This window comes from Congzhengia sp., from assembly GCF_037235575.1.
Taxonomy (GTDB): Bacteria; Bacillota; Clostridia; order UBA1381; family UBA9506; genus Congzhengia; species Congzhengia minquanensis.
The window spans coordinates 28,865-50,921 of record NZ_JAXUNN010000014.1 but is presented as its reverse complement, the minus strand read 5'-3'; the positions used below and the strand labels follow the sequence as shown (position 1 = coordinate 50,921).

The following is a 22,057-nucleotide window of genomic DNA, read 5'->3' as shown; positions in this document are numbered from 1 at the left end:
GTTATCTCCTCCAAACGAGGTTTCCGCCGCAAAACGTAGCCATGCACCTGCCAAACACCCGCATTCCGGCAAAGGGCGTGCTTTTGCCCATGCTGAAAAACGCCGCCGGGTCAACCTCATATTCGTCGCTTAAATCAAACACCGCAACATCGCCGGGGTGTTCCGGCAGGCCAAACCGTTTGCGCGGGTTTGTGCTCATCAGTTCAATCAGCTTTTCAAGGGTCAGCACCCCCGGCTTCACCAGATGGGTGTAAAGCACGGGAAATGCGGTTTCTAAGCCCACCACGCCCATGGCGCTTTCTTTTAAGCCCTTTGCCTTTTCCTCGGCGCTGTGGGGCGCGTGGTCGGTAGCAATCATGTCCACCGTGCCGTCTAAAATTCCGTCGATTAGCGCCTGCCTGTCCCGCTCGGCCCGAATTGGCGGGTTCATTTTAAACCGCCCGTCTCCTTGTAAGTCGTTTTCCGTCAACACCAGATAGTGCGGTGCGGTTTCGCAGGAAACATTCAGCCCGGCCTGCTTTGCTTTGCGAATTAAGTCCACACTTTCCGCCGCAGACACGTGGCAAACATGGTAGGCACAGCCGGTATTTTTCACCAGCTCTAAATCCCGCTCAATCTGTTTATATTCGCTTTCCGAACAAATGCCCGCATGGCCGTGGGCTTTGGCATATTCCCCGTCGTGGATATAGCCGCCGTTTAAAAGTGAATTATCCTCACAGTGGGCGCAGATAATTTTTCCCAAAGACTTTGCCCGTTCCATTGCGGCAAGCATCACCCCGTCGTTCTGCACGCCGCTTCCGTCGTCGGTGAAAGCCACAACGTCTTTTGCCATGCCCTCCATGTCGGAAAGGGTTTCACCCTGCCGTCCAATGGTAATTGCGCCGTAAGGAATGATGCGGATTTTGGGGCTTTCCCCAATGCAGCTTTGCTCCGCGGCCAGGTTTTTTACGCTGTCCGGCACGGGGGAAAGGTTCGGCATGGGGCAAACGGCGGTAAATCCGCCTGCTGCGGCTGCGGCCGCCCCGGTTTCAATGGTCTCTTTATAGGAAAAGCCCGGCTCGCGGAAGTGCACATGCACGTCGGCAAAGGCGGGAACCGCCACACAGCCCTCCAAGTTTAAAATTTCAACGTTGGTTTTGTCCTCCCCGGTTACCACGGGGCTTTTTTCCCCTGTTTTTAAGTCAACCGCGCCTTTCAGCAAATACGTCACAGCAATCTCCTGCCTTTCTTGAATATGCCAAATGAAAAAAGCCTTATCGATACCGACAAGGCTTGTACGCGCAAACTTACACAGATACGCACCGCTGCTGTATCCGCTGACCATATGAAACCTTGCTGGCATCTCTGTGCCACTTAAAGATTTTACTTGAGAAAAAGTATATCACACAAACCCGGTTCTGTCAACAGGTTTCCACAAATGTTTTTGAAGGTCTACCCTTCCGTCTAAGGTAAACGTTACGCCCTCAGACCGCAGTAGGGCCTCCTGTAAGCTTTCGCCGTTTATATCGCTGGCGGTGGAAATGCGGCCGTCTTTGGCAACCACACGGTGCCACGGAACAAAGGCAGGGTCGGACAGAACGTGAAGAGCGTAGCCCACCACTCTGGCCCAGCGTGGATTGCCGGCCATTGCCGCCACCTGGCCATAGGTGGCAACAAATCCTTCTGGAATTTGCCCTGCCACCTCATATATTTTTTGAAATGTCGTCATGGTTACTCCTTGTCCGACCTACCGGCTAAATAATCTAACGAACAGTCGAAATAGTCTGCGATTTTGGTTAAATTTTTCACAGTTGGAGATTTACCTTTCTCCAATTCTTGAATAAAGTTCTTGTTTAACCCAACTTCCTCCAAGAAAAATTTTGCTGTAATGTTATTTTCCTTACATAAACGCTTTATCCTCTTTGCTATTTGTTCGTTTTGCATAACATTATCCCTCCTTTTTTGTGTAGATTTCACAAAATACTGTTTTTACAGGATTTTCTCTTGACATACTGCAAAAACAGTATTATAATAAGAGTGAAATCAAAAAGAGCACAAAAAAAGCCACAAAGACAGATATAGTATTTCCTAGACAGAATCATTATATCATTTTGCGGCTCAATTGTCAATTTTTGATTCTCCCAGGGACGGAGGTGCTCATAACTACCGTCCCCTCAGCTGTCAAAAGGGACAAGACGGTTTCACTGAATCCCGTCTTGCACCGATTCATATAGAAATAATCCCCTATATGCTAAAATTACCCCTTGACAGAAAGACGCGACGGTAAAAATCTACCGTCGCGTCCCCTTTTTTCGTGCTTGCTTTATGTGTGTATGTATATAAAAGAGGGGTTCACCTCTCTTATAAGCTAAATGGTTTTGGCATATTCCATAAACAAACGCCAGTCCTCACGGCTTAAAAAGTGCGTGCCGCCCCGCTTATGATATGCCACGTTCCCTTTGTGCAGCTTTTCACCCGCCGCCGGGAACCTGTCGCTGTAAACAAAGCCCTTTTGGCCGTAGTGCTCAAAATAATCTCCTGCCATAACGCAGGACAGAAATTCAAAATCCGGGTCTGCCCACAAATCTTCAGCCGCGCTGGCAACATAAACCTTTCTCGGCGCAATTGCCGCCAGTAAAAAGTGCTGGTCGAACGGCATGTCGTCTTCTTTCCCACGATATTTCTCATAGTTTTTGCAAAACCAATAGCCCAGCCGCGAACAAATGTCTTCCACTCGCTCGCCCTGTTTGCCGCGGGTAATTGCCGCGCCGCTGCAGCCGGAATCGTTAGAAATGGCAAGGGCGAAGCGCGTGTCCTGTGCGCCGGCCAAAAGCGCCGTTTTGCCCAGGCGGGAATGTCCCACCGCCATGGCCCGGTTTGGGTCTAATTCCGGCAGAGTTTCGGCATAGTCTAACACCCGCGAGGCCGCCCATGCCCACATGGCAATTTTGCCACAGTCGTTCGGGCGAACCTGCTCGTTTGCTCCTAAAAGAAAGGGGCTAACGCCGTTGGAAAAATCTGCGTCGTCTGACGTTACTTCCTTATAACAAAACGATAAAACGGCAAAGCCGCTGTCGATAATTTCTTCTGTTGGTTCATATCTGTCCGGCACGTCGGGCCGGAAGTTGATATGCACAAAAAACGGCACCTTTTTTTTGCCCTTTGGAACGGCCGCCCGAACGGGGAACGTAAACGCGCCGGTTTCAAACTGCGCCGTTATGTTCACCGTGCGCAAAATAGCCTTGCCTGCGGCAAAATTTTCTTCCTCGCTTACGGGTTCCCAGCTTAAAGATGTTTCACGGTTTGGCAAAACGCCATATTCCTCTTCCAGCAAAACACCCAGCATGGTGTTTTTTGCTTCTTCAATGGGCATGCCAAAAGGAAACTTTGGCAAATTCAGCCCGTTTAATGTTTCTTTTAACATTTTAAAATCACTCCGCTTCAGCCATATATTCATGTAAGGCCGCCCGGCCCGTTTCGGTTACGGGTTTAATCCATTTTTTCGAGAAAAAGTGTTTCAGGCACAGCACGGATTTTAAATAGTCCTCAAACACATAGCTGCATGCAAACACCAGCACAAACGGAAGCTTAATAACAAACGCCGCAATGAATGTAACAGGCAGCGAAATTGCCCAAAGGCAAATCAGGTCATATTTCATGCCGGTTTTCGTATCGCCGCCGGAACGGAAAATAGCCACAATAATCACATAAGGAATGTTTCTGATGGGCACCTCAATGGCGTAAACCAGCATAATGCCCATTGCGGCGGACAGGGTTTTTTCTGTAATTTTGCCGCCCATGTTAAAGATGTAAATGAGCTGTTCGCGGAAGAAAAGCACAAAAATGCCCACTACCACACCCGCTAAGGGAACAATTATCATAAACCGCCTTGCGTCTTTTAAAGCGCGCTTGATGTTGCCCGCGCCAATGTCCTGCCCAACCATAACACAGCCCGCGTTGTTAAACCCAACAAAGAACGCAAAAGCAATGTTTTCAAAGGTACGCAGAATGGTCACCGCGGCGGAATATTCATACCCTAAGTTTGCAAAAATAATGTTATAGCAAATGGTGCCGAGGCCCCACAGCGATTCGTTTAAAATAACTGGCAGGGCTTTTTTATAAAAGTCTGCCACCATGTGCCTGGTAAAGCCGAAAATTTCCCTCACCGGGGCGAAAAAGATGTCGTCTTTCTGAATGGCCATAACGATGTAAATAATCACCGGGCCGGACCAAGACGAAATCACCGTTGCCACAGCCGCGCCCTCAATGCCCATTTCCGGCAGTCCAAATGCGCCGAAAATTAAGCCATAATCCAAAAAGGCGTTGGCAATGGTGGTGAAAAACGCCACATACATGGGCAGCTTCACCCGTTTTGTAGAACGCAGAACGGCGCATGCTATCATATTCAGCACAATGGCCGGATAGGAAAACACCGCAATTTTTAAATATCTGCTTCCGGCGTCTAACACGCCGGCGTCCCGGTTAAAAATGCTGATAACGCCTTTGGGAACAGAAAGTCCCACAACCAAAAACGCCAGCGACACCAAAAAGGCAGACGACACTGCAATTCCATACGTTTTTACAATGCCGCCGTGGTTTTTGTCGCCAAAATATTGGGCGAAAAACACTGATGCGCCGGAACAAATTCCGAATAAAACCATATTTAAAAACCAGCTCCACTGGCCCGCCATGCCCACAGCCGCAAGGCTTACGTCGCCAAGTTGGCCAACCATGAGCGTATCTACCAGCGTAAACGAGCTTGTAAGCAAATTCTGCACGGCAATGGGAATTGCAAGGGACAACACCGACCCCCAAAATCTTCTGCCGCCTAACACTTTTTGTAGCACGGGAAACCTCCGGAAACTGTAAAATTTGACATAATCTATATTATAGTTCATAAATTCACTTTAGTCAAGTAAAATATCAGATAAAAAGCACGGTTTTCGAAAAACCGTGCTTTTTTTACAGTATCTTAACTTTTCTAATCGTCCTGAAGCGCATCGTAGCCTGTTTCCCCAGTGCGGACTTTAATTGCATCCTCCACGTCGTAAACAAAAATTTTGCCGTCGCCAATGTGGCCGGTGTAAAGCGCGTCTTTTGCCGCTTCAACCACAGTTATAACCGGAATTTTGCTTACAACCACGTCTACCTGCACTTTGGGCAGCAGATTCATTTCAATGGGAACGCCGCGGTAATATTCCGGCTTACCCTTCTGCGCGCCGCAGCCCATGACCTGGGTTACCGTCATGCCGTTTACGCCGATTTGGTTCAGCGCCTCTTTTAATGCCTCGAACCTGCCCTGCTTGGCAATAATGGTTATTTTTGTAAGCTTTGCCGAGCCCTCGGGCGCCTTTGTGGAAACGTCCTTCACGTCAATTGCCCTTGATTTGGGAACAGCTCCAACAGCACCCAATGTAGGAATGTCCAGCTTTTCAACCGCAGGCACAAAGTCTGCATAGGCACTGGGCAGGCCGTGCTCTGTTGCATCCAGTCCCATAATTTCTTCCTCCGGTGTTACCCGCAGACCAATGGTCTTTTTAATTACCGTAAAGGTAATGAGCATGGTTACCACTGCCCATGCTGCAACGGCTACGACTCCAATGAACTGAACAAAAAGCTGGTGCGGATCGCCTGTGTAAAGAAGGCCGTTTAAGCCCGCAGGTGCATCGGGGTTTGCCAGCAGGCCCACCGCCAATGTGCCCCAAATGCCGTTTGCCAGGTGCACGCCCACCGCGCCCACTGGGTCATCTATGTGCAGCTTTAAGTCTAATAATTCAACCACAACCACAACCAAAATGCCAGAAACCACGCCAACAATCAGCGAGCCTGCAGCGTCTAACGCCGCACACCCTGCCGTAATTCCAACCAGCCCTGCCAGCGAGGCGTTTAAGCACATGGAAACGTCTGGCTTGCCGTTTTTAATCCAGGTGAAAATCATACAGACAACTGTTGCAACTGCCGGGGCAATGGTTGTGGTGAGAAAAATGGAACCCAGCTCAGACACGCTTTTTGCCGCCGCGCCGTTAAAGCCATACCAGCCAAACCACAGAATGAAACAGCCCAGCGCGCCAATGGTAATGGCGTGGCCCGGAATTGCATTTACCTTAACCACTTTGCCGTTTTTGTCTTTCGTATATTTTCCAAGACGAGGCCCTAAAATAGCTGCGCCAATGAAGGCTGCAATGCCGCCCACCATGTGAATTGCGCAGGAGCCTGCATAGTCGTGAAAGCCCATCTGCGCCAGCCAGCCCTGAGAATTCCAAATCCAGCCCGCTTCGACGGGATACACCACCAGCGAAATAACCGCAGAATAGATACAATAGGAAACAAATTTTGTGCGCTCTGCCATTGCGCCGGAAACAATGGTAGCCGCCGTCGCGCAGAACACCAAATTAAACACAAAACTTGAAGCATTTGCCTCTAAAAATCCCCCGAAGTCGGTAAAAATTCCCAAATTTGGCACACCGAAAATCCCCATAACATAGTCTTCTGCCATCATCAGGGAAAACCCGAGGAATACAAAGCACGGTGTTCCAATGCAAAAATCCATCAGGTTTTTCATAATGATGTTCCCGGCGTTTTTCGCCCTGGTAAAGCCTGACTCCACCATGGCAAAGCCCGCCTGCATAAAGAACACCAGAGCCGCGCCGATTAAAAACCAAATACCGAAAGCGGCATTGTCCACAACTCCTTCAATAAAGGAAGTGATTTCCCCGTTTGTGAGAATGCTGTTTACGTCCATAGTTCCTTCCTCCCATTTTATGCTAAATTTATTTATAAAATAAAACAACGGCCCGCCGTGGGGAAAAACGTAAAACCGTTTCTCCCCGGGCACGCCGTTGTGTCTCAGGTAAATTTTATTTTATTTTCACTTATTTTACACCGAACAGAAGCTCGCCGTAGGTAGGATAGGGCCAATACCGTTCGCCAACTAAGGTTTCCAATTCATCTGCGTCGGCCCGGGCTTCCTGCATATCTACAAAAATGGTGTTTTTATAATAGTTTGCCAGCGCTTGCGCATCATCTTCATAGTCGCTGGCTGAAACCATGTCGGCCTGCAGTTTCTCCGCCTTCTTATAAAGACAAGCGGAAAGAGACGAAAGCTTTGCGATGAGCTCTGTTTCCACATCTGCGTTGATGTCGGCTGAGAGGCCTTTCTTCATGGTAGCAATTTCTGTTAAATCTTTTATATAGGAACAAACTGCGGGAATAATGTCCTTTTTAATCATTTCCAGCATAGTCAGCGCCTCAATGTTAATAGTTTTGCTATAATTTTCTAGCAAAATCTCAAGCCGCGACTCCATTTCCACTTCGGTGAAGATGTGGTGCTTGTTAAACAGCGCCACGTTTTTGTCGGAAACAAAATATGGCAGCGCCTCTGCGGTAGTCTTTAAGTTATAAAGGCCGCGCCTTGCCGCCTCTTCCTCCCACTCTTTGCTGTAGCTGTTGCCGTTAAAGATAATGCGCTTGTGCTTTTCCACCGTTGCCTGAATGAGGGAATGTAAATCCTCCTCCACAGTGGGGCTTTTTTCCAGCGCATCGGCAAACTGGCACAGCGCTTCGGCCACAATAGTGTTCAGCACAACGTTTACATCAGAAATGGAGCTTGCAGAGCCCAGCATGCGGAACTCAAACTTGTTGCCCGTGAATGCAAAGGGCGACGTGCGGTTTCTGTCGGTTGCATCCTTCGAAATTTTCGGAAGCACCGAAACGCCCACTTCAAATTCCTCTCTGCCGTGGTGAACATAGTCCTCGTCCTCGTTCACAATGGCTTTTAACACCGCTTCTAATTCCTCGCCCAAGAACATAGACACAATAGCCGGAGGCGCTTCGTTTGCACCTAAGCGGTGGTCATTGCCCGGTGTTGCAACAGAAATTCTGAGTAAATCCTGATATTCATCAACTGCTTTGATAACCGCAGATAAAAACAGCAAAAACTGTGCATTTTCCATGGGAGAATCGCCGGGTTCAAGCAAGTTTATGCCGGTGTCGGTGCTCATAGACCAGTTGTTGTGCTTACCGCTGCCGTTTACGCCGGCAAAGGGCTTTTCGTGCAGCAGGCAGGCCAGCCCGTGACGCTGGGCCACCTTTTGCATAATCTCCATGGTGAGCTGGTTGTGGTCCGCCGCAATGTTGGTGGTGGTAAAAATGGGGGCCAGCTCATGCTGAGAAGGGGCAACCTCGTTGTGCTCGGTCTTTGCCAAAACCCCCAGCTTCCACAGCTCCTCGTTTAAGTCTTTCATAAAGGCGCTGACCCTGGGCTTAATGGTGCCGAAATAGTGGTCGTCCATCTCCTGACCCTTGGGGGGCATTGCGCCAAACAACGTTCTGCCTGTAAAAATTAAGTCCTTCCGTTTGTCAAACATGGAACGCTCTACCAAAAAATATTCCTGTTCCGGCCCAACAGTAGTGAACACGCGCTTTACGTTGGTTTTGCCAAACAGCTTTAAAATTCTAAGAGCCTGAATGTTCAACGCTTCCATAGAACGAAGCAATGGCGTTTTTTTGTCCAGCGCCTCGCCGCCATAGGAGTAAAACGCGGTAGGAATACACAGCGCACCGTCTTTAATGAATGCATATGACGTAGGGTCCCACGCGGTGTATCCCCTTGCCTCAAAGGTTGCCCGAAGTCCGCCAGACGGGAAGCTCGAAGCATCGGGCTCACCCTGAACAAGCTCCTTGCCCGAAAACTCCAAAATCACGCTGCCGTCTTCAATGGGGGTAATAAAGCTGTCGTGCTTTTCCGCCGTGATGCCCGTCATGGGCTGGAACCAGTGGGTGTAGTGGGTTGCGCCGTGCTCCACCGCCCAGTCCTTCATGGTTGCCGCAACAACGTTTGCAATGCTTTTGTCAATGGGTTTTCCCATGCGGACGGTTTTTTTCAGCGCCTTGTATGTATCCTTCGGCAGACGCTGCCGCATGGTCTGGTCGTTAAAAACCAGCGAGCCGAAAAATTCCGGTATGTTTGCCATATTCAATTCCTCCCTATATCATCAATTTCAACATATGCGGTAAAAACAAAAAAAGACACTGCGGAAACGGGATACGTTTCGCAGCGCCTTTGCTGTTTACAGTTGTCATTATACGCCGAAAGCTTTTTTTTGTCAATCCCTTTTTTTCATTTTTTTGAATTTTTATAATTTTTACAGTTTTTGCGTTTCAAAAAGGCCAAAACCTATTTACTTTTCCCAAAGCTACACGATGTAACCAATGCGATAAATCTATGAATATTGACAAAATTCTTGTTTTTTTACTCATTACTCGTAATCGAATCTTTAAGTATTTCTTAATATTACGCGGAAACGTATACGCTAAACTGCACAATTGTGTAAAATTTAGACTAAGGGAGGTTACGGTTATGGGGATTAAACAGGCTATTGTCATTCGCATTAAAGATTTATGCGATGAACGTAGAATTAAAATTACTACACTTGCCAGAATGTCCGCAGTTTCTCCATCTACCATTTACAGCATATTTAATGAAGAGCGAAAGGACGTTGGCACTGTTCTGCTGAAAAAAATTTGTGACGGACTGGAAATTGAACTGAAGTCCTTTTATGACGATCCGGTTTTCTCCGATTTGGAACCGGAGGTGAAATAACAACTAACTGCCGGACGTTTATTTTTTAATTGTCCGGTCATTATTTATGCTTAAAAGAGGGTGAAATTTCTTTCATGAGCACAGATTATGAAATGAGGCTGGGAAAAAACATTCAAAAGCTACGCAAAATGCGGGATTTGTCCCAAGAGCAGCTAGCAAAAAAACTGCAGCTTTCGGGCTGCGACATAAGCCCATACACCCTATCGCGGATTGAGCTTTGTCAAAAACACGTTCGGGCGGATGAGCTAAAAAGTTTGAAAGAGGTGTTTGGCATTACCTTTGACGAACTGATGGAAGTTTAAATTTTTTTGAAATTTTTCCTTGACAAAATTTCATTTTTTGTTTATAATAGGAATAACGGAACAATGGAGTTCCACCGAAAAGACAGGTCTGGCTTTTCGGTGGTGCTCTATTTTTTTTTGAATTTAAAGGAGGTTTTTCATATGGTAAAAGAGGGCCAGGTTCGCATTCCGTCCGGCTGCGCCATCTCCGGCATATTTTCTAAGAATGGCAGACGTATGGCGGGGGACGACATCATAAAATCCATCGCCGTAATGCACGACCGCTCCAACGGATTAGGCGGCGGCTTTGCCGGCTATGGCATTTATCCCGAATACCGCGATTTATATGCGTTTCACATTTTTTATGACAGTTTGGAAGCAAAAACAGCATGTGAAAAGTTTTTGGATTTGCATTTCGACGTGGTAAACCTTTCAAAAATTCCCACCAGAAAGGTTGCGTCCATCACCGACGAACCCCTCATCTGGCGCTATTTTGTAACGCCGCTTCCAACAAAACTTGCCGACAGTCAGCTAGAAGAACGCGAGTTTGTGGCGCGGAGCGTAATGAAAATCAACACCCACATTTCTGGTGCCTATGTGTTTTCCAGCGGAAAGAACATGGGAGTGTTTAAGGCGGTGGGCTTTCCCGAAGACGTGGGCGCATTTTACCGCTTAGAGGAATATGAGGGTTACTGCTGGACGGCTCACGGCCGCTACCCAACCAACACCCCAGGCTGGTGGGGCGGTGCCCATCCCTTTGCCATGCTGGACTATTCCATTGTCCACAACGGCGAAATTTCGTCCTACGACGCGAATCGCCGCTATATTGAAATGTTCGGCTACAAGTGCTGCCTGCTCACCGACACCGAGGTTATCACCTATATGATAGATTTCTTAAACAGGCGCAAGGGCCTCTCTTTAAAAGAAACCGCAGAGGTCATAGCCGCGCCGTTTTGGTCCACCATTGATCAGATGCCGGAAAAGGATAAAAAACGGCTGACATACCTGCGGGAAACTTTTCCCGGCCTGCTCATCACCGGTCCGTTTTCCATTCTTTTGGGCTTTGAGGGCGGTATGATGGCGCTGAACGACCGGCTGAAGCTGCGGTCGATGGTGGCTGCAGAACGCGGTGACATTGTCTACGTTGCCAGCGAGGAGGCGGCAATTCGGATTATTGCGCCTGAACTGGACAAAATCTGGTCCCCCGCAGGCGGCGAGCCTGTAATTGTAACGTTAAACGGAGGTGAACCCAATGCCAATTAATTTTCTCTATCCTGAATATGAAATCATACGCGACACAAACAAATGCATTGCTTGCCGGGTGTGTCAGCGCCAATGCGCCAACGAAGCGCATACGTTTGATGAAGAAGCAGGCATCGTGCTCTCCGACAGTGCAAAATGTGTCAATTGCCACCGGTGCGTTTCGCTCTGCCCAACCCGGGCACTGAAAATTGTGAAGACCGACCACACCTTCCGGGAAAACGGAAACTGGGACAGCAACGCCATTACTGAAATATATAAACAGGCCGAAAGCGGCGGCGTTTTACTCTCCTCCATGGGCAATCCCAAAGATTTTCCTGTTTATTTTAATAAAATTCTCATCAATGCGTCCCAGGTGACGAACCCCTCCATAGACCCTTTGCGGGAACCGATGGAAACCAAAGTTACCCTGGGCGCAAAACCAAGCCGCATTGAACGGGACGAAAACGGTGACATTGTTGACAACCGCACCCCATCCCTCACGCTTTCCACCCCGGTAATGTTTTCCGCCATGTCTTACGGTTCCATTAGCTATAACGCTCACAAGAGCTTGGCGTTGGCAGCCAAAGAGCTGGGCATTTATTACAACACCGGCGAGGGCGGCCTCCATGAAGATTTTTATGAATATGGCGCAAACACCATTGTTCAGGTGGCGTCGGGCCGGTTTGGCGTACACAAGGATTTTCTCTCCGCCGGCGCGGCAATTGAAATTAAAATGGGCCAGGGCGCAAAGCCGGGCATCGGCGGTCATCTACCCGGCGAAAAAATTGTGGGCGACGTTGCGAAAACCCGCATGATTCCAGAGGGTAGCGACGCCATTTCCCCCGCTCCCCACCACGACATCTATTCCATTGAAGATCTTAGGCAGCTGGTGTTTTCTTTAAAAGAGGCCACCAACTATCAAAAGCCCGTAATTGTGAAAATTGCGGCGGTGCACAACGTGGCGGCCATTGCCAGCGGTGTTGCAAGAAGCGGCGCGGACATTATTGCCATCGACGGGTTTCGCGGCGGCACAGGCGCGGCGCCCACCCGAATCCGCGACAACGTAGGCATTCCCATTGAGCTGGCTTTGGCCAGCGTAGATGAGCGGCTCCGCCAGGAGGGCATCCGCGACAACGTGTCAATCGTTGTGGGCGGCAGCATCCACTCCAGCGCAGACATGGTGAAAGCAATTGCCTTAGGTGCCGACGCGGTATATATCGGCACAGCGGCTCTTTTGGCCTTAGGGTGCCATTTATGCAGGTCATGCCAGGGGGGCAGGTGCAACTGGGGCATTGCCACCCAGCGGCCTGATTTGGTGAAACGGTTAAACCCTGAAATCGGCAAAAACCGGCTGGTAAATCTGGTAAATGCTTGGACACATGAGATAAAAGAAATGATGGGCGGCATGGGCATTAACTCCATCGAAGCCCTGCGGGGCAACCGGCTCATGCTCCGGGGTGTGGGGCTTACCGAAAAAGAACTTGCAATTTTGGGGATTAAACATGCTGGAGAATAAAAAAGAAAGGCAGGGTTTTAAACGATGAAACGGGTTTATGTAAACGAAGACTGGTGTTTGGGCTGTCATCTTTGCGAATATAACTGCGCTTTTGCAAACTCCGGCAGTCAAGACATGGCAAGGGCGTTAAAAGGTGTAAAAATTCATCCAAGAATTCAGATAGAAGAAGCCGACGGCATTTGCTTTGCAGTTTCGTGCCGTCACTGTGAAGACCCCCTGTGCGTGAAAGCCTGCATCACCGGTGCGCTCACGCAACGCAACGGACTCATTTCCATCGACAGCGGCAAGTGTGTGGGGTGCTTTACCTGCATTTTAAGCTGTCCCTATGGGGCAATTGTGCCAGGCGAGGGTACAGCAGTGCAAAAGTGCGAATTGTGCGCGCAAACAACTAACGGGGAGCCGGCGTGCGTGGCCGGCTGTCCGAACCGCGCAATTGTATTTGAAGAACGGGAGGAGGGCTAAAATATGCGTTATGTAATCATTGGAAATTCCGCAGCAGCAATTGGCGCCGTGGAGGGAATCAGAAATGTGGATAAAGACGGGGACATCACTATTGTTTCAAACGAGTCCCATCACACCTATTCGCGTCCGCTTATCAGCTATTTGTTGTGCGGCCAGACCACCAAGAAAAAAATGAAATACCGTCCGGACTCATTTTATGAAGATAACGGGTGCACGGTTTTTTTCGGAACGGAATGTGAAAAAATTGACGAAAAGGAACAAACCGTCACGCTGTCAGACGGCAGAAAACTTTCCTACGACAGGCTGCTGATTGCCACAGGTTCCTCCCCCGCCGTTCCTCCCATCGACGGTCTGAGCACAGTGCAAAATAAATTCACCTTTATGTCCCTGTCCGATGCAGAAGCATTAGAACAGGCGCTTAAGCCAAAATCACGCGTTTTAATTTTAGGCGCCGGACTGATTGGGCTAAAATGTGCCGAAGGCATTGCCGGTTTGGCAGGCAAAATAACCGTGGTGGATTTGGCAGACCGGATTCTGCCCAACGTGTTAGACGAAGATGCAGCCGCCATTGTGCAAAGACAAATGGAAAACCACGGTATAAACTTTGTTTTGGCCGATAGTGCATCGCGGTTTGAGGAAAAAAAGGCGTTTTTGAAAAGCGGCAGGGAAATTGAGTTTGACGTTTTGGTAGTGGCTGTTGGCGTGCGGCCAAACACTTCACTGATATGCAATTTGGGAGCAGACGCAAAGCGCGGCATTGTGACCAACAATCGTCAGCAAACAGAATTTACAAACATTTTTGCTGCCGGGGACTGCACCGTAAGCCGCGATCTCACCACCGGACAGAATAAAATTTTGGCTTTGCTGCCCAACGCCTACATGCAGGGACATTGCGCCGGTGTCAACATGGCCTTAGGCCAAGCAGTTTATGACAACGCAATTCCCATTAACGCTGCCGGCTTTTTTGGTCTTCACTTAGTCACTGCCGGCTCTTACGACGGCATGGCGTACGTTGAAAAATCGGAAAATGCCTATAAAAAACTGGTGGTGAAGGACGGACTTTTAAAAGGTTTTATCATTATCGGCGACGTGACACGTTCGGGCATCTACACTTCCCTCATCCGAAACCAAACGCCTTTAGATACCATTGATTTTGATTTAATTCGCCGCAGTCCCGGTCTGATGGCCTTTTCCAGACAAAAGCGCGACGTTATTTTAGGAGGTGCCAAGTCATGATGATTGAAGCAAATTCCATGCATTTTTCTGACCTGAACCAAAAGGTGCGCCAGGCAAGTGAACAAAAAATTATAATTAACAACTGCATTGGCCAGCGGTATATCGCAAGCGGCCTGGAGCAAAAGCAAATTGAACTTCACGGAACACCGGGAAACGCCCTGGGAGCATATTTAAACGGCGGGGAAATTACGGTGTTTGGCAACGCCCAGGAAGCCACGGGCGACACCATGAACGACGGCAAAATTGTCATCCACGGTTCCTCGGGAGACGCGACAGGCTATGCCATGCGGGGCGGCAAAATATTTGTCCGCGGCAACACGGGCTACCGGGCCGGAATTCACATGAAGGAATACCACGAAAAAATCCCCGTAATCGTAATAGGCGGAACGGCGGGGAGCTTTTTGGGCGAATATCAGGCCGGCGGAAGGATTATTGTTCTGGGCCTGGGCGCAGACGGCGGCGCTCCGGTGAAAAATTTCTGCGGAACGGGCATGCACGGCGGCAAAATGTTTTTAAGGGGAAACACACCGCCGAAAAACTTGCCGAAGCAGGTTTGCGCTGTGAAAGCCACTAAGGCGGACTTAAAAGAAATTGAGGCCGACATTGCCGAGTTTTGCGCCCTATTCGGCGAGGATTTTGAAGCCATTATCTCGTCCGACTTTTTTGTGCTCACGCCGGACTCGAAAAATCCGTATCAACAGATGTATACCAAAAATTAAATGTGTCAACGGGCCGGCAGGTTTGCCGGCCTTTTTTTCGCGCAAATTTTTGAAAACAGCATTGAAAACAGGTGCAGGATTTGGTATAATGAAATATATTTGATATAATAAAAAGGAAAAATTTATGACGCGGCAAAAGCGCGGGAGGGACAAACGCCAATGTATAACCAGTTTCAGACAAAGCTGCCGGCAAGCAGGCACACAAAAAAATTGATTGCGCCCGTAAAAAAGACGGCGGAGGAGCTAATCAACACAACCGCCGGCTGTCTGCCCTATTCAAAATTCCGCCTGTTTCACGAAACGGGCAGCAGAACGGAATATGAAGCGCTTTATATTGAGCACCGCAAACGCTTAAACGTGTTTGCAGTTATGAGCCTTTATGAGGCCGACAGCAAGTGGATTTCTGCGCTGGAGGATGCCGTCTGGGCAGTTTTAGACGAGTTCTCGTGGTCGTTCCCCGCTCATATTGCTAAGGACAAAACGCCAAAAGAAGCCGCGGAAAACCTGGATTTGTTTTCCACGGAAACTGCGTTCGCGCTGAGCGAAATTCTCTATTTGCTGGGAGACCGAATTGCCCCCTTTGTACGAACACGTGCCGTTTCTGAAATTCAGCGCAGGGTAATTGCGCCTTATGTGAAAACCGACATAACCTGGCCGAAAAACAACTGGTCTGCCGTGTGCGCAGGCTCCATTGCCTGTGCCGTGATTTATCTGGGGTTAAGCGACGTGTGGAACACCATTGAAAACCGGGTGCTTGCCTCGCTTCAGACCTTTGAAGACAGCTATGAAAATGACGGCGGCTGCTTAGAGGGTCCGCTCTACTGGCAATATGGGTTTGGTTTTTTCGTTTACAGCGCGGAATTAATTTGTGAATATACCAACGGGCGGCTAAACCTGCTTTCCGGCGAAAAGGTGCGGCGCATGGCGGAATTTGCCCAAAAGGCCCACATTACGGCAGACTTTGTTCTGCCCTTTGCTGACGCGCCCCACAATTTAAGATTCGATATTGGGCTTTTGCATTATTTAAAGAAGAAATTTTCTTCGGTAACCGTGCCCGACGCAAAATATGAGGCGGTGTTCGGTGACGACATTCGCCACCACTTCTGCGCACTAATCCGCAACTTTTTCTGGTATGACGAAAAATTAGAAACGGAAGGAACCTATGACAGAAGCTGTTATTTTTTAGAGGACTCTGGCTGGTATATCAACAAAAAGCATCGGCTTTATTTTGCCGCAAAGGGCGGCAGCAATGCCGAGCCGCACAACCATTGCGACTTAGGCAGCTTTGTTTTGTTTTCCGGCGGCAATTTTATTTTAGACGATTTAGGCTGGCCGGAATATTATAACGGCTATTTCGGCGAAAAGCGCGAAAATGACCTTTGCGCCTCTTCCCGAGGGCACAGCGTGCCCATGATTGACGGGAAGCCTCAGCCGGCAGGGGAAGCTTACAGTGCGAAGGTGCTGTCCCACACGGAGGCGGGCTTTCGGTTAGAGCTTTCCAAAGCCTACAGCGCGCCGGGCTTAAACTCCTTCCAGCGGAGCTTTACCATAAGCGACGCAGCGCTGATTGTAACCGACACCCTATCCGGCGAAATCAACGATTTCACCGAACGGTTTGTCACCCGCATTGAGCCGAAAATGCTGGGGGGCGGCGTAGTAAAAATTGCAGACTTCACCATCGTCTGCGGTGCAAAGGCCGAGGTGTACGTGTCAAAAGAGGTGTTTACCCCTCGGCTCAGCATTTGTAAAATGGACATGAAGCCGGAAGAAACGGCTTATCTCATCGATTTTCGGTTAGGACGGCAGACGCCTGGCAGCTCTGTCACATTTATTATAGAAAAATCGGCCGGCTCTTTTTAATGGGACGGCAGACAACACAGCCCAAAACATGGGCGGAAAGGTGACTGAACATAATGAACCTGTCAATGAATTTTATCAAGGCGAACGACCAAATGTGTACCTTCGACCACCACGTAAACGCACCACTGTTCCGCAAACGCTTTACGCTGGACAATACACCCCGGTGGGCTAAAATTACCATTTGCGGTCTGGGATTTTATGAGCTGTTTGTGAATGGCAAAAACATTACCAAGGGGCCGCTGGCACCCTATATCAGCGCGCCGGACGACCTTTGCTATTTTGACTGCTACGACGTAGCAGATTATCTTACCGAGGGAGAAAATGTGATTGGCGTAATGCTGGGCAATGGCATGCATAACGCATTTGGCGGCTTTATTTGGGATTTTGAAAAAGCAAGCTGGCGCAGCAGCGTTAAGTTCGCCATGACCTTAACAGCAAACGGCCAGGAGCTTTTCTCAGCAGACGAAACCTTTGTTACACATCCCTCCCCCATCACTTTCGACGACCTGCGCATGGGGTGCTGGTACGACGCAAATTTAGAGCTTCCCGGCTGGAGCGAACCGGGGTTTGACGACTCTTCCTGGCAGCCCGCCCAATCCGCTGACGCTCCCAGAGGCACGCCCAAGCTTTGCGAGGCCGAGCCCATCGCGGTGTCTGCCGAAATAAAACCGGTGAACATTTTCAAGTGTACCGGCGGATATATTTACGATTTTGGGGTGAACACCGCCGGTGTGTGCCGCTTGAAGATAAACGGCAGGCCGGGTCAAAAAATCACCATGACGCATGTGGAAATATTGATGGACAAAAAGCCCTATCTAGAAAATATTTCCTTTGTCCGCCCCGAAAGCTGGGATATTTATCAAAAATATAACCAAAAAGACGTTTACATCTGTCGCGGCGGCGAGGCCGAGTTTGTGCCGAGCTTTACCTACCACGGGTTTCAGTATGTGTTTGTGGAGGGCCTATCGGAAGATCAGGCCACAAAGGATGCGCTGACCTATCTTGAAATGCACTCAGACCTTCCGGTGCGGGGCAGCTTCTCCTGCTCTGACAGCACCGTGAACAAATTATATGAAATGGCCCACCGCTCAGACCTTGCAAACTTTTACTACTTTCCCACAGACTGCCCCCATCGGGAAAAAAACGGCTGGACGGGAGACGCTTCCATGTCTGCCGAGCACATGCTCCAGTGGCTGGGCGCAGAAAAAAGCTTTGCAGAATGGCTGGCAAACATCCGTGCCTGCCAAAGAGAGGACGGCGCAGTTCCCGGCATAGTGCCCACTGGCGGCTGGGGCTTTGAATGGGGCAACGGCCCCGCGTGGGATTCGGTTATTGTGAACCTGCCCTACTACACGTATCAATACACCGGCGATAAAAAGATTATAATCGACAACGCCTCCATGATTATGCGCTATCTTCACTACGCCACGACCCAGTTTGACGAACGGGGGCTCTTGGCCATTGGTCTTGGCGACTGGCTCCAGCCCATGGAGGATGGCACTGCCGCCACTAACTCGGCAGATGCGCCCCTAGAACTTACCGATAGTGCTATCGTATTCGATATGGCAAACAAGGCATCTTTCCTGTTTGAGCAAGTGGGACTTCTCCCCCAGGCGCGATTTGCGGCACACATTGCGGAAAACCTTTTAAATGCCCTCCGCATCAATTTAATGGATCCTAAAACCTGCACCGCGGCCGGAAACTGCCAGACCTCTCAGGCGCTGTTTTTAGCACTGGGGCTGTTTAAGGACGAAGAGATTCCCCAGGCAAAGCAAGTGCTTTTAGATATGATTCATGAGAAAAATGATCACTTAAGCTCCGGCATGATCGGGCTCCGCTATCTATTCCACGTGCTGTCCGCTCTGGGAGAAAGCGAACTAGCATACGCCATGATTACAAATGACACTTACCCTGGTTACGGTCAATGGGTAAAGGATGGTGCTACTACGTTATACGAGAATTTTGAAAAGGATTTGAGCTTTCAAGAGGGTGAAACGGCACACATACCTTCCTTAAACCACCATTTTTTGGGCGATATTGCCAGCTGGTTTGTAAAATCTTTGGCCGGACTGCGCTTTAATCCCAATGCAGACGACGTGCGCCGGGCGGACGTTTGTCCCTCATTTGTGGACGGACTTGCGTTTGCCAAAGCCGAGTTTACCGCACCCGACGGAAAAATTTCTGTGGGCTGGAAACGTGCAGACCGGAACGTAGACGACTTTGTAAACAAAATTCGAAACACTGACGCAGGCGGCGCTATAAACACCATTGTGCTCAGCGTTACCGCGCCGGAAACCATTCACGGCCAAATTGTTCTGCCAAAAGGATATTCATTTTTGCGCGGCGGTACGTGCTGCGATTTGGAAGGCGGAACCTATACCATCGTAAAGGATGTGGAATAATGGACTATACACAATCAGAGGTGCTGCAGTTTGTATCGGAAAACGACGTGAAGTTTATCCGTTTGGCGTTCTGCGACATTTTTGGAAACATGAAAAACATTTCCATCATGCCTGGTGAGCTTTCCCGGGCATTTCGAACGGGTATATCGTTCGATGCCTCCCGCCTTTTGGGAATGATGGATTTTATGGATACGGACCTTTCCCTGTTCCCCGACCCCGCCACGTTAAAAGTGCTGCCCTGGCGGCCGTCCCACGGGCGGGTTGTGCGGCTGTTCTGCGACATTCGCTGCTCCGACGGTACGCCCTTTTTAGGGGACGGGCGAAACCTGCTGCGGCAAACAGAACAAAAGCTGAAAAAAAAGGGGCTTACGGCGCAAATCGGCACAGAGTGCGAGTTTTACCTGTTTGAGCGGGACGACGCAGGCCGCCCCACCAGCATTCCGTTCGACCACGCAGGCTATCTGGACGTGGCGCCACTAGACAAGGGCGAAAACGTGCGTCGTGATATTTGCCTCACTTTAGAAAAAATGGGCATTTCCCCCTCGGCCTCCCACCACGAAAAGGGGCCGGGCCAGAACGAAATTCACTTTAACAGCGCGCCGCCCCTTTTGGCGGCGGATAATTTCATCACTTTTAAGTCGGTGGTGAAAACCATGGCGGCTTCAAACGGGCTGTTTGCCTCGTTTCTGCCCCTTCCCTTAAAAAATGAGGCCGCAAGCGGCCTGCATGTTAACATATCGCTGGAAAAGGGCGGTGCAAACGCGGTAAGCGAAAGCTTTATTGCCGGTGTGCTGAGCCACGCCGCGGAAATAACCGTGTTTTTAAACCCCCTCACCAACTCCTATGAACGGCTCGGAACCGGCGCGCCGAACGATGTTTCCTGGTCTTACAAAAATTTGACCAGCCTGCTCCGGGTGAAGAAAACGCCCGGCGGCACAACAATAAACCTGCGCTCGCCGGACGCGGCTTCAAACCCCTATTGGGCCCTGTGCCTGATTCTAAGCGCCGGGTTAGACGGCATTGCCCGCAGTCTTCCCCTCTGCCCTCCTGCTGAAACGCAAGAGGCCATTGGCAACAGCGAACGCCTGCCCCTTTCCTTAAAAGACGCGGCGCAGGCCGCAGCAGACTCCCCGTTTATCAGCACGGTTTTGCCGCGTCAGCTTGTAGATTTTTACACAGCCTGCAAAATAAAAGAGTTTGAAACAATGCAGGCGGCGGAATCAGCGGAGGCTTTTTGCCAAAACGCCTACTTTTTAACCGTTTGATCGCGGCCGAAATTGCCTTAAAAGGAGAGTGAAACGTGAACAGCATTTTAATTGCCAACAGCGCCCCCAAAAACCAGGATTACTTAAAAGACCTGGTTTCCTCGGGCGACTGTGAAACCCTTGATTTTGCATCAAGCGGCAGCGAGGCAAGGCGCATGGTGATTGACGCCGACTACGATTTGGTAATCATCAACACGCCGCTGTCAGACGAGTTTGGTCACGACTTTGCGCTTTACTGTGCAGACTCTACCGTCTCCGGCGTTATGCTTTTAGTAAAATCCGATTTGGCAGACTCCATTTTAGAACGGGTGGAGGATTTTGGGATTTTTGTGCTGGAAAAGCCCTTTCACAAACCGTTTTTCTATCAGGCGGTGAAGCTGTTAGAGGCCTCGCGCAGCCGTCTTTTGGGGCTAAAGAACGAAAACGTCCAGCTGCAAAAGCGGATTGAGGAAATCCGCATTATTGACCGGGCAAAATGCGTGCTCATGGAACGGCTGTCTTTGTCAGAAGACCAGGCCTACAGCTATTTAAAGCGCCACGCCATGGACATGCGTGTAACAAAAGAAAAGGTCGCCCGGGCGGTACTCGCCACCTACGGAGGCACAGACCCTTTAAAGAAAGGAATCGATAAATGAAACTTCATTTTACAAAAATGCACGGCATTGGAAACGACTATATTTATTTTAACTGTTTTGAAACAGAAATTGAAAACCCCGAGGAGCTTGCAATTCGGCTTTCAGACCGGCACTTTTCTGTGGGCGGCGACGGCATTGTGCTGATTTTGCCGCCGGATGAGCCTGAAAAAGCTGATGCAAAAATGCGCATGTTTAATGCCGACGGCTCGGAGGGGAACATGTGCGGCAACGCCATTCGCTGTGTGGGAAAATTTTTGTTCGACCACGGGCTTGTTTCTAAAACCACCATCTTGGTGGAAACGAAAAGCGGAACAAAGCGCCTGACCCTTTCCGTAAAAAACGGCGAAGTGGCGGCGGTGCGCGTGAACATGGGCAAAGCCGAGCTTGCGCCGGAGAAAATCCCCGTAACGCTCACCGGCGACAAAATTGTGGGCTTTGAAACAACAGTGGGCGGCGAGGTGCACAAAATCACCTGTGTTTCCATGGGCAATCCACACAACGTAATTTTTACAGACGACCCCTATGGCTTAGACCTTGAAAAAATTGGCCCCGGGTTTGAAAACGACCCCCTGTTCCCGGAGCGGGTGAACACCGAATTTGTTCGGTTAACGGGCAAAAACGAACTTACAATGCGCGTGTGGGAACGCGGCAGCGGCGAAACCTGGGCCTGCGGCACAGGTGCCTGTGCGGCGGCGGTAGCCGCCTGTGAAAATGGACTGTGCGAAAAGGGTGCAGACATTTTGGTAAAGCTCCGCGGCGGCGATTTAACCATTTGCTACACAGACGACGCGGTTTACATGACCGGCCCTGCCGCCTATGCATTTTGCGGCGAGGTTGAGGTATAAACATACAACATACT

19 protein-coding genes are annotated in these 22,057 nt (G+C 49.7%); 12 read left to right on the top strand and 7 right to left on the bottom strand.

From position 1 onward, the window contains the following. Nucleotide 1 precedes the first annotated feature (1 nt). From WIG73_RS02735 to WIG73_RS02705, 7 genes are all read right to left on the bottom strand, one after another. Nucleotides 2–1,210 (bottom strand): dihydroorotase, encoded by a 1,209-nt coding sequence (locus WIG73_RS02735; RefSeq protein WP_337399187.1) that lies wholly within the window; start codon nt 1,208–1,210, stop codon nt 2–4. A 171-nt stretch (nt 1,211–1,381) separates the two neighbouring features. Next, nucleotides 1,382–1,708, bottom strand: coding sequence for a methylated-DNA--[protein]-cysteine S-methyltransferase (locus WIG73_RS02730; RefSeq protein WP_177679922.1), 327 nt, complete (start codon nt 1,706–1,708; stop codon nt 1,382–1,384). A gap of 2 nt (nt 1,709–1,710) precedes the next feature. Continuing rightward, nucleotides 1,711–1,923: a helix-turn-helix transcriptional regulator gene (locus WIG73_RS02725; RefSeq protein WP_337399186.1), complete on the bottom strand. Its 213-nt coding sequence runs from the start codon at nt 1,921–1,923 to the stop codon at nt 1,711–1,713. Between the two features lie 424 nt (nt 1,924–2,347). Continuing rightward, nucleotides 2,348–3,403 (bottom strand): alpha/beta hydrolase, encoded by a 1,056-nt coding sequence (locus tag WIG73_RS02720; RefSeq protein WP_337399185.1) that lies wholly within the window; start codon nt 3,401–3,403, stop codon nt 2,348–2,350. Between the two features lie 7 nt (nt 3,404–3,410). Beyond that, the gene (locus tag WIG73_RS02715) at nt 3,411–4,826 is read right to left on the bottom strand and encodes an MATE family efflux transporter (RefSeq protein ID WP_337399184.1); all 1,416 of its coding nucleotides are present in this window, start codon (nt 4,824–4,826) and stop codon (nt 3,411–3,413) included. A gap of 134 nt (nt 4,827–4,960) precedes the next feature. Further along, complete coding sequence (amt, locus tag WIG73_RS02710; RefSeq protein ID WP_337399183.1) at nt 4,961–6,721, bottom strand: ammonium transporter; 1,761 nt, start codon at nt 6,719–6,721, stop codon at nt 4,961–4,963. Between the two features lie 130 nt (nt 6,722–6,851). After that, nucleotides 6,852–8,951: a glutamine synthetase III gene (locus WIG73_RS02705; protein ID WP_177678928.1), complete on the bottom strand. Its 2,100-nt coding sequence runs from the start codon at nt 8,949–8,951 to the stop codon at nt 6,852–6,854. 386 nt (nt 8,952–9,337) lie between these two features. Here WIG73_RS02705 and WIG73_RS02700 point away from each other — a divergent pair, with 386 nt between their 5' ends. The 12 genes from WIG73_RS02700 to dapF all read left to right on the top strand — a co-directional run bounded on the left by WIG73_RS02700 (nt 9,338) and on the right by dapF (nt 22,043). Continuing rightward, nucleotides 9,338–9,580 carry a helix-turn-helix transcriptional regulator gene (locus WIG73_RS02700; protein ID WP_249313192.1) on the top strand — a complete coding sequence of 81 codons (243 nt, stop codon included), beginning with the start codon at nt 9,338–9,340 and terminating at the stop codon, nt 9,578–9,580. Nucleotides 9,581–9,654: 74 nt separating this feature from the next. Then, nucleotides 9,655–9,882, top strand: coding sequence for a helix-turn-helix transcriptional regulator (locus tag WIG73_RS02695; protein WP_177678932.1), 228 nt, complete (start codon nt 9,655–9,657; stop codon nt 9,880–9,882). 141 nt (nt 9,883–10,023) lie between these two features. After that, nucleotides 10,024–11,124, top strand: coding sequence for a glutamine amidotransferase family protein (locus WIG73_RS02690; RefSeq protein WP_177678934.1), 1,101 nt, complete (start codon nt 10,024–10,026; stop codon nt 11,122–11,124). Continuing rightward, nucleotides 11,114–12,619: a glutamate synthase-related protein gene (locus tag WIG73_RS02685; protein ID WP_249313189.1), complete on the top strand. Its 1,506-nt coding sequence runs from the start codon at nt 11,114–11,116 to the stop codon at nt 12,617–12,619. The genes WIG73_RS02690 and WIG73_RS02685 overlap by 11 nt, the downstream gene beginning before the upstream one ends. Nucleotides 12,620–12,643: 24 nt before the next feature. Continuing rightward, nucleotides 12,644–13,081: a 4Fe-4S dicluster domain-containing protein gene (locus WIG73_RS02680; RefSeq protein WP_177678938.1), complete on the top strand. Its 438-nt coding sequence runs from the start codon at nt 12,644–12,646 to the stop codon at nt 13,079–13,081. 3 nt (nt 13,082–13,084) lie between these two features. Continuing rightward, a complete protein-coding gene (locus WIG73_RS02675; protein WP_337399182.1) occupies nt 13,085–14,317 on the top strand; it encodes an FAD-dependent oxidoreductase in 1,233 nt (410 codons plus the stop codon). Continuing rightward, nucleotides 14,314–15,036: a glutamate synthase gene (locus tag WIG73_RS02670; RefSeq protein WP_337399181.1), complete on the top strand. Its 723-nt coding sequence runs from the start codon at nt 14,314–14,316 to the stop codon at nt 15,034–15,036. The genes WIG73_RS02675 and WIG73_RS02670 overlap by 4 nt, the downstream gene beginning before the upstream one ends. Nucleotides 15,037–15,195: 159 nt before the next feature. After that, a complete protein-coding gene (locus tag WIG73_RS02665) occupies nt 15,196–16,896 on the top strand; it encodes a heparinase II/III family protein (protein WP_337399180.1) in 1,701 nt (566 codons plus the stop codon). A gap of 53 nt (nt 16,897–16,949) precedes the next feature. Continuing rightward, entirely contained in the window at nt 16,950–19,298 is a 2,349-nt protein-coding gene (locus WIG73_RS02660; protein WP_337399179.1) for a family 78 glycoside hydrolase catalytic domain, read from the top strand. Beyond that, nucleotides 19,298–20,563, top strand: coding sequence for a glutamine synthetase family protein (locus tag WIG73_RS02655; RefSeq protein ID WP_337399178.1), 1,266 nt, complete (start codon nt 19,298–19,300; stop codon nt 20,561–20,563). The genes WIG73_RS02660 and WIG73_RS02655 overlap by 1 nt, the downstream gene beginning before the upstream one ends. A 35-nt stretch (nt 20,564–20,598) precedes the next feature. Beyond that, the gene (locus WIG73_RS02650; protein ID WP_177677896.1) at nt 20,599–21,198 is read left to right on the top strand and encodes an ANTAR domain-containing protein; all 600 of its coding nucleotides are present in this window, start codon (nt 20,599–20,601) and stop codon (nt 21,196–21,198) included. After that, nucleotides 21,195–22,043, top strand: a complete 849-nt coding sequence (gene dapF, locus WIG73_RS02645; RefSeq protein WP_337399177.1) for a diaminopimelate epimerase — start codon at nt 21,195–21,197, stop codon at nt 22,041–22,043. The genes WIG73_RS02650 and dapF overlap by 4 nt, the downstream gene beginning before the upstream one ends. Nucleotides 22,044–22,057 lie beyond the last annotated feature (14 nt).

What these genes read in the sequence shown, in the direction of transcription:
- WIG73_RS02675 (WP_337399182.1), top strand. Translation starts at nt 13,085, where the DNA reads ATGCGTTATGTAATCATTGGAAATTCCGCAGCAGCAATTGGCGCCGTG.
- WIG73_RS02665 (WP_337399180.1), top strand. Translation starts at nt 15,196, where the DNA reads ATGTATAACCAGTTTCAGACAAAGCTGCCGGCAAGCAGGCACACAAAA.
- WIG73_RS02690 (WP_177678934.1), top strand. Translation starts at nt 10,024, where the DNA reads ATGGTAAAAGAGGGCCAGGTTCGCATTCCGTCCGGCTGCGCCATCTCC.
- WIG73_RS02700 (WP_249313192.1), top strand. Translation starts at nt 9,338, where the DNA reads ATGGGGATTAAACAGGCTATTGTCATTCGCATTAAAGATTTATGCGAT.
- WIG73_RS02660 (WP_337399179.1), top strand. Translation starts at nt 16,950, where the DNA reads ATGAACCTGTCAATGAATTTTATCAAGGCGAACGACCAAATGTGTACC.
- WIG73_RS02670 (WP_337399181.1), top strand. Translation starts at nt 14,314, where the DNA reads ATGATGATTGAAGCAAATTCCATGCATTTTTCTGACCTGAACCAAAAG.
- WIG73_RS02680 (WP_177678938.1), top strand. Translation starts at nt 12,644, where the DNA reads ATGAAACGGGTTTATGTAAACGAAGACTGGTGTTTGGGCTGTCATCTT.
- WIG73_RS02720 (WP_337399185.1), bottom strand. Translation starts at nt 3,403, where the DNA reads ATGTTAAAAGAAACATTAAACGGGCTGAATTTGCCAAAGTTTCCTTTT.
- WIG73_RS02695 (WP_177678932.1), top strand. Translation starts at nt 9,655, where the DNA reads ATGAGCACAGATTATGAAATGAGGCTGGGAAAAAACATTCAAAAGCTA.
- WIG73_RS02685 (WP_249313189.1), top strand. Translation starts at nt 11,114, where the DNA reads ATGCCAATTAATTTTCTCTATCCTGAATATGAAATCATACGCGACACA.
- WIG73_RS02705 (WP_177678928.1), bottom strand. Translation starts at nt 8,951, where the DNA reads ATGGCAAACATACCGGAATTTTTCGGCTCGCTGGTTTTTAACGACCAG.
- WIG73_RS02655 (WP_337399178.1), top strand. Translation starts at nt 19,298, where the DNA reads ATGGACTATACACAATCAGAGGTGCTGCAGTTTGTATCGGAAAACGAC.
- WIG73_RS02730 (WP_177679922.1), bottom strand. Translation starts at nt 1,708, where the DNA reads ATGACGACATTTCAAAAAATATATGAGGTGGCAGGGCAAATTCCAGAA.
- amt (WP_337399183.1), bottom strand. Translation starts at nt 6,721, where the DNA reads ATGGACGTAAACAGCATTCTCACAAACGGGGAAATCACTTCCTTTATT.
- WIG73_RS02725 (WP_337399186.1), bottom strand. Translation starts at nt 1,923, where the DNA reads ATGCAAAACGAACAAATAGCAAAGAGGATAAAGCGTTTATGTAAGGAA.
- dapF (WP_337399177.1), top strand. Translation starts at nt 21,195, where the DNA reads ATGAAACTTCATTTTACAAAAATGCACGGCATTGGAAACGACTATATT.